Source organism: Dyella japonica DSM 16301 (genome assembly GCF_001010355.1).
In the GTDB taxonomy this organism is placed as follows: Bacteria; Pseudomonadota; Gammaproteobacteria; order Xanthomonadales; family Rhodanobacteraceae; genus Dyella; species Dyella japonica.
In genome coordinates this window covers 24,937-31,761 of record NZ_JPLA01000047.1, presented here as the reverse complement: position 1 = coordinate 31,761, position 6,825 = coordinate 24,937, and the positions used below count along the sequence as shown (strand labels likewise).

At 65.0% G+C, this 6,825-nt stretch carries 4 protein-coding genes; all 4 read right to left on the bottom strand.

The genetic code is table 11. The features are described from left to right. Positions 1 to 135: 135 nt before the first annotated feature. Positions 136 to 1,494 (bottom strand): metal-dependent hydrolase family protein, encoded by a 1,359-nt coding sequence (locus tag Y882_RS15960; RefSeq protein WP_046972936.1) that lies wholly within the window; start codon positions 1,492 to 1,494, stop codon positions 136 to 138. Positions 1,495 to 1,715: 221 nt separating this feature from the next. Further along, the gene (gene plsB / locus Y882_RS15955) at positions 1,716 to 4,370 is read right to left on the bottom strand and encodes a glycerol-3-phosphate 1-O-acyltransferase PlsB (protein WP_425479479.1); all 2,655 of its coding nucleotides are present in this window, start codon (positions 4,368 to 4,370) and stop codon (positions 1,716 to 1,718) included. A gap of 152 nt (positions 4,371 to 4,522) precedes the next feature. After that, positions 4,523 to 5,524, bottom strand: a complete 1,002-nt coding sequence (locus Y882_RS15950) for a hypothetical protein (RefSeq protein WP_052950073.1) — start codon at positions 5,522 to 5,524, stop codon at positions 4,523 to 4,525. Between the two features lie 308 nt (positions 5,525 to 5,832). Continuing rightward, complete coding sequence (locus Y882_RS15945; RefSeq protein WP_046972934.1) at positions 5,833 to 6,732, bottom strand: 5'-nucleotidase, lipoprotein e(P4) family; 900 nt, start codon at positions 6,730 to 6,732, stop codon at positions 5,833 to 5,835. Between the last annotated feature and the right edge of the window lie 93 nt (positions 6,733 to 6,825).

Below are 6,825 nucleotides of genomic sequence, written 5' to 3'. Positions count from 1 at the left end.
GCGGGCGGCTCTTTGTGGGAGCGCACCCTGTGCGCGACAAGCCTACGAAGCGATGCATCCACGCGTGGCAGTCGCGCACAGGGTGCGCTCCCACAGGCAAGCCGGCAGGTCAGAGGGAGAGGGAAAAGAGCAAACTCAGTTCACCGCTTCCTTGCCACTCTCCTTGTAAACCACACCACCCTTCATCACGAAGTTCACCTTCTGCATCACCGTGATGTCTTCGATCGGGTTGCCGGGTACGGCGATGATGTCGGCCATGCGGCCCACGGCGATCTGGCCCAGTTCGTTCTGCTTGTGCAGCAGTTCGGCAGCATGCGTGGTGGCGGCTTGCAGGACGAACATCGGCGGCATGCCGGCCTGCACCATGTATTCGAATTCCTTGGCGTTCTGGCCGTGCGGATAGACGGCGGCATCGGTGCCGAAGGCGATCTTCACGCCGGCCTTGTACGCCTTGCCCGCCGTGGTCTGGATGATCGGACCCACCTGCAGCGCCTTGGCCGCGACCTGCGGCGGGTAGTAGCCCGGTTTGGCGGCCATTTCCTGCACGTACTTGCCGGCGATGATGGTGGGCACGTACCAGGTGCCGTGTTCCTTCATCAGCTTCATGTCTTCATCGTTCATGAAGGTGCCGTGCTCGATCGAATCGACGCCGGCCAGCACCGCACGACGGATCGCTTCGGCGCCATGCGCGTGCGCGGCCACGGTGAAGCCGTAGTCGTGCGCGGCGGTGACCACGGCCTTGATCTCTTCGATGGTCATCTGCGCATTGTCGGCGCTGCTGCTTTCGTCGAGCACGCCGCCCGAGGGCATGATCTTGATGACGTCGACACCGTCCTTGTAGTGCTGGCGCACCGCCTTATAGGCGTCGTCGGCGCTGTTGATGATGCCGTCCTTGGGACCGGGATTGCCGGCCAGGTCCATGCGATAGCCATCAGTGGGATCGGCATGGCCGCCGGTGCTGCCGATCGGCCGGCCGGCGGTGAAGATGCGCGGGCCCGGCACGATGCCGGCATTGATGGCGTTGCGCAGCGAGATGGATTCATTGCCCGCATCGCCGAGATTGCGCACGGCGGTAAAGCCAGCCATCAGCGTGCGGCGCGCGTAGACCGTGGAGCGGATCGCGTAGTCGGAAATATTCCAGCGGAACTGATCGGTGTAGCCCGAGGGGCTGGTTTCGCTGGTGAGATGCGTGTGCGCGTCGATCAGGCCGGGCAGGCAGGTGCCGTTGATGAACTTCTCGTAGCGGAAGCTCGCGCCCGAGGCCTTGGCGGCGTTGGCGTAGGAGCTGTAGTCGATGAAGCCTGACTTGATCTCCTTGACCTGCTTGCCTTCGATCACCAGCGTGGTTTCGCCCAGCAGCTTGCCCGCCGCGGTATCGACCAGGTGCGCACACTGCAGCACGGTGACGTCCGGCGGGGACTGCGCGGGTTCGGCCGCGATGGCGGTGGGCAGCGCAAGGGCTGCAGCGATGGCGAAGGCAACGCGTGTGGTCATGGTGAGCTCCCCGGGGTAAGAGCTCATCTTAGGGTGAGACCGGGGCGGCCGACCCATGACGAACTACCTATATGGGGGCTGGCCGTGTGGCTAGCTCACACTACTGAATCTTGCGGCCTAACCGCAAAAGGACGTCGTCATCCCGGCGCACGCCGGGATGACGGTAGGAAGAGTGGTCGCGAAGCGGATGACTGCCGAAGATGGATGGCTGCGACCCTGCCTCAATCCTTCGAAGGCGTGTCGCCGTTCGCAGTCTCTTCGACCACCACCGTCTCCACCACCGTCGCCTCAACAGGCGCATGCTCATGCTGCTCCGCCGCCACATGACGCTCATGCAGCGCCTCGCTGGTGGCATCGGCGGGCAGCGGCTTCTCGGTCGATGCGTCCTTCTCGCCGTCGCCGCCCGGGGTGATCTTGAGGATGGAGTGGCGTACTTCGCGGGCGAGGATCACGCGGGCGTCGCGCACCATGTCCTCCAGGCCCGAGTCGTAGCCGAGCTTGCCGGCGTCGTCGGTCCACACGATGCGGTTTTCGCGCAGCTTCTGGATGAAGCCGCGGAACAGCGCCTTGTCGAAGAACTCCGGTGCCGACAATTCGTTGAGCATGCTCAGGCGCTGCGCGGTGAGCGTGCAGGCGTTCTCGAGCTCCGCCGACGAGAGCGTGTGCGGGCCATTCTTCACCAGCGCGGCAATGGTGATGTAGTAGCGCTCGAACGCCTGGATCAGGCTGCGCGCAATGATCTTGAGCTGGAAGGCCGCATCGTCCTGGCCCGGCCCGCGTTCGAGCACGCGGCCATCGCCGGTGGCTTCGAGCAAGCCGCGGCGCACGAAGAAATCGATGGTGGCCTGCAGCTGCGCGCAGAAACCGTCGGCATCCCATGGCAGGAACAGCTCGCCCTGGATGAACGGATAAATGATGCGGCCCAGCCGCAGCACCGAGGCGCGCGACATGCGGCGATTGTTGAGGAAGCACGAGGCCACCCACGCCGCGGTGGCGGTGAGGTGCAGCACGTTGTTGCGGAAATAGCTCAGCAACACCGCCTGTTCGTCTTCGGTGACCAGCACGTCGCCCAGCGGATGGCGCACGCGGCGGATCCAGCCCATCTGCTCGCCATAGGCGATGATGCCGGCCGGGTCCATCGAGGTGAGCGTCATGCGGTCCGAGTAAGGCAGCTCTTCCAGCAGCGCCTTCATCAGTTCCAGCTGCGAAAGCAGATCGTTTTCCGCCATCGCGTGCTTGGGCGTGGCCAGCAGGGCCAGCGCCAGCAGGTTGATGGGGTTCATGTCCGCGGCGCGGTTGATGTTGATCTGGATCTTGTCGGCCAGGTCGTCCACCACGCGGCCCAGCCACTCGGGCTTGGCATCCGGATCGTCGCTGCGCCAATCGGGGCTGGCGGCGTCGAGCAGCGGGTTGAGTTCGATCGGCTCGCCGAAATTCAGGGCCACATGGCCATAGCGCTGGCGCAGCACCTTGAGGCCACGCAGCAGGCCGATCAGCGATTCCTTCTCCTTGGGCTTGCCGGAGAGTTCGCCGATATAACTCTTGCCTTCCATCAGCTTCTCGTAGCCGATGTACACGGGCTGGAACAACACCGGTCGACGCGGCGCGCGCAGGAAGGCACGCACGGTCATCGCCAGCATGCCGGCACGCGGCGCCAGCAGGCGGCCCGTGCGCGAGCGGCCGCCTTCGATGAAGTATTCCATCGGCACGCCGCGGTCGATCAGCTGCGCCACGTACTCGTTGAACACCACCGAATACAGCGCATTGCCCTTGAAGCTGCGGCGCAGGAAGAACGCACCGCCACGCCGCAGGATCGGTCCAATCACCGGCAGGTTGAGGTTCACGCCCGCCGCGATATGCGGCACCACCACGCCGGACATATGCAGCTGGTAGGACATCAACAGATAGTCCGCGTGACTGCGATGGCAGGGCACATAGACCACTTCATGGCCCGGCGCAGCAGCGCGGGCCTTTTCGAAGTGGTGCATGGCGATGCCGTCGTACAGCTTGTTCCAGAAGTTGGAGAGCAGGAACGAGGCCGAACGCACCACCGGGTGCGAATAGTCGGCGGCAATCTCCATCACCAGGTCATGTGCTCGGCGCCATGCCTTGGCCTGGCTGATGTTTTCCTTCGCGGCCGTGGCGGCGATGGCTGCGCGCACGGGTTCGGCGTTCAGCACCGAGTCGACCACGGTGCGGCGATGCGACAGGTCGGGGCCGATCACCGCCGCGCGGATGCGGCGGAAGTGCGTGCGCAGCACGCGGGCAATCTTGCGGGTGAGCCGTTCCGGACGGATCTCGCCCGCGTCGTTGACCACCGTCCGCAGCGACACCGGCGTGGAAAAGTGCACCACGGTGTCGCGGCCATTGAGCAGCAGCGCCAGCATGCGGCGGAAGCGGCCGACGACCACCCAGTTTTCCGAGAACAGCACGCTGAACCAGCCCGATTCTCGGGTCGGCGCGCGACCGACATAGATGGAGACGGGCACGATCTGCACGTCCCGTTCGGGGTCGCCCTCCAGCGAGCGCACCAGGTGGCCCAGCGGTTCGCTGGGCGAGCGCTTGCGGCTGCGGCCGAACAGCCAGCCATCGCGGCGGGCCAGGGCAAACACCGAGCGCTTGCGCCGCGTGCCCGACAGCGGCTGCATCGGCGACGGCAGGCCGGCCTCGCGGCAGGCACGCTCAAGGATCAGGGCATCGGAAAAGCCATCGCGCTCGATCACATAGCAAACCGGTATGCCCGCCTTGAGCAAGGCGGCCGGTTCGGCGGGATCGCGGCGGATGCGCATCCAGGGTTCGAGCAACTGCCCGGCCAGGTTGAACCACCAGGGCGCGCGGCTACGGGCGGGAGAGTCCGTGGTCGACATATTCTGCATTCCCCAATTGTAACTGGTGCGACCCGGTGAGCCGGAATGTTGGCGGTTGGGCGGAACCGTTCGAGCGCATGCTGGCGCCGACGGCGAGCGGCACCAGGGCACCGCCCCGGCCTTTTACCGGAGCGGAAGTAAACAAGGTGTTTTGCCGGGCTTCAGTGCTTGGCCGGTGGCTTGGTCGTCATGGCCTGGATCGGCGTGCTGACGCTGGCCGGCATGGCCGGCGCCGCGGCGCTGCCGGCGGGTGCTGGCGGAGCGAGCAGCCGCTCATGCGCCTCGCGCACGTTCTGCAGCACGTCCTCGCTGTACCAGCGGCCATCCTGTTCGACCAGATCGGATTCGGTGGCCAGCGGCTTGCCCAGCAAGGTGTAGTCGATGCGGACGTGCGCATGGCCGTTGCGGCTCTCCACCGTGCTGACCTTGGCCGAATCGAGCGTGTCGTCCACCGACAGTCCGTACACGGCCAGCGCTTGTTTGATGCCCAGGAAGCCGACGCTGTACTTCTGCATCGCCGTGTCGAAGTCCATCGCCTTCAGCTGTTCGGGCGTCTTCAGGTCGAGCTTGCGGGCGGTCGCCACGGCGATGCCGACTACCTGTTTGGCGCGGGCCTGGTCGAACCACGGCACGGTCTGCGCCCACGGCGCCAACACGTTGATGACTTCGGTGGCCTGCTGCTTCTGCGGGTTGGTGAGGTCCTTGCTCTGCGACACGCCGGTGGCGGCGATCGCCTGGAAGATGCCGATCATCACCGGCACCTGGTCCTGGTACTGCGCCTGCAGCTGGGCCAGCTTGGGCTTGGCCACCGCGTAGAGCTTGGTCTCCGCATCGGGCGCGGTGAGCTGCTGCATGGTCTTGATGAAGTCGGCGCGGTCTTCGGGCGTCAGCGGGTGCTCGTCGGGGCGCGGGCGCGTCCAGTCGGCACGCAGCGTGTCGTAGTCGGCCGGGGGTAGGGCGTGCTTCCAGAAGCCGGCGAAGTCGCCGGTCTTGATCAGCGCAATCGACTGCTGCACCGACGCCTCGGGCGTATCGCCGCCGACCACCACCGGCACGGGGCCCACGGCCTTGTGGTGCGAGGTCATGAACAGCGCGGCCGCCGTGGCCAGCACCAGCAGGGCAATGAACGCACCAACGGCGTAGTAGACGGATGAGCGACGCATGGAGTCTCGTTTGGTGGCGCCAGGCAACCGGAGGCGGTCGGCTGAGCGTAAGGGTGTCGACTCCGCGTGAACAAGAGGCGTGACACCAAGTTGGGAGCCTGTTCAAGCGCTCTTTAGAAAGCACCAAAAGAAAACCCCGCGGGCGTTGAGCCTCACGGGGTAATCCGGCAGAGCCGGAAGGGAAATGGCCTTGCCTGCGGAGTTATCAAGGTCAGCAGGTGTCAGCGGGGAAGATGTTACTTCCCCGTCAAACTTAAAGCAATACTTTAGGTTGTGTCGCGTAAGTTATTGTTTTTATTTGTTTGCAATCAATCAAAACGCAACGACTGGATCTTCTGGCGGCGACGTTCGTCGCGCGGGGCCGTGTAGTCATTATTAAACAGAGCCGGCTCCCATGCGCCATAGGTCGGGTTGGGCAGCACGAACCAGCGGGTGCCGACCCAGTCCATATAGGGCTTCATGGCCTTCTGGCGACCTTCGGCATTATTGGCCAGAACGGTCACAAAATCGCCGATCTGGTCGCCAAACTGCATCAAAACGCGATATTTGTGGCTGATCAGCTGGCGGCGGCAGCCCTTCTCGGTGCCGATCTGCTCGCAGTCCTCGACAAAGGTGCCCAGGCCCAGGAAGGACTCGGGACCGGCCACCGGCAGGCCGGCCTTGCGCAGATTGGCCAGGGTGGCCTGATCCAGGTCCTTGGCGCGGTTGGAGATATAGATCACCGCAATGCCGTGCTTGGCGGCGAACTGGGTGAACTCCACCACGCCCGGCAGGGCGCGGGCGCGCTGCTCGTTGCACCAGGCGGCCCAGTCGGCCTCGTTGTACTCGCCGCCGCTCTTGATCAGGCGCGCCTGGTAGGGCGAGTTGTCGAGCACGGTCTCGTCGATGTCCAGCACCACGGCCGGCTTGAGGTCCTTCACCGGCGCTACGCGGTCGTCCTTGGGCAGCGCATCCCACTGCTTGTCGGCCAGCGCAGCCGGCAGGCGGGCCTGCGCGTCGCGGTAGGTCTGCAGATAGATCAGGTCATGCTCGATCGCCGTCTGGCTCCAGGCGACGGCATTGAGGTTGTCATCGGCGGGCGTGCCGGGCGCGGCCGGCACGGCGGCGACCGGTGTAGCTGGCGCCACCGGCGCCTTGGTCGGCGTGGTGTTGGAGCAACCGGCAAGCAGAACCAGGCCGGCGAGTGCCGTCGGCAAACGTAAGGACATAAACAAACCTCTGAAAGCGGGTCGCGCAGGATCGCGCAACTTTACGACAGTGCGAGGTCACCCTACATTCGCCGCGGGGGTTCTTCTCATACT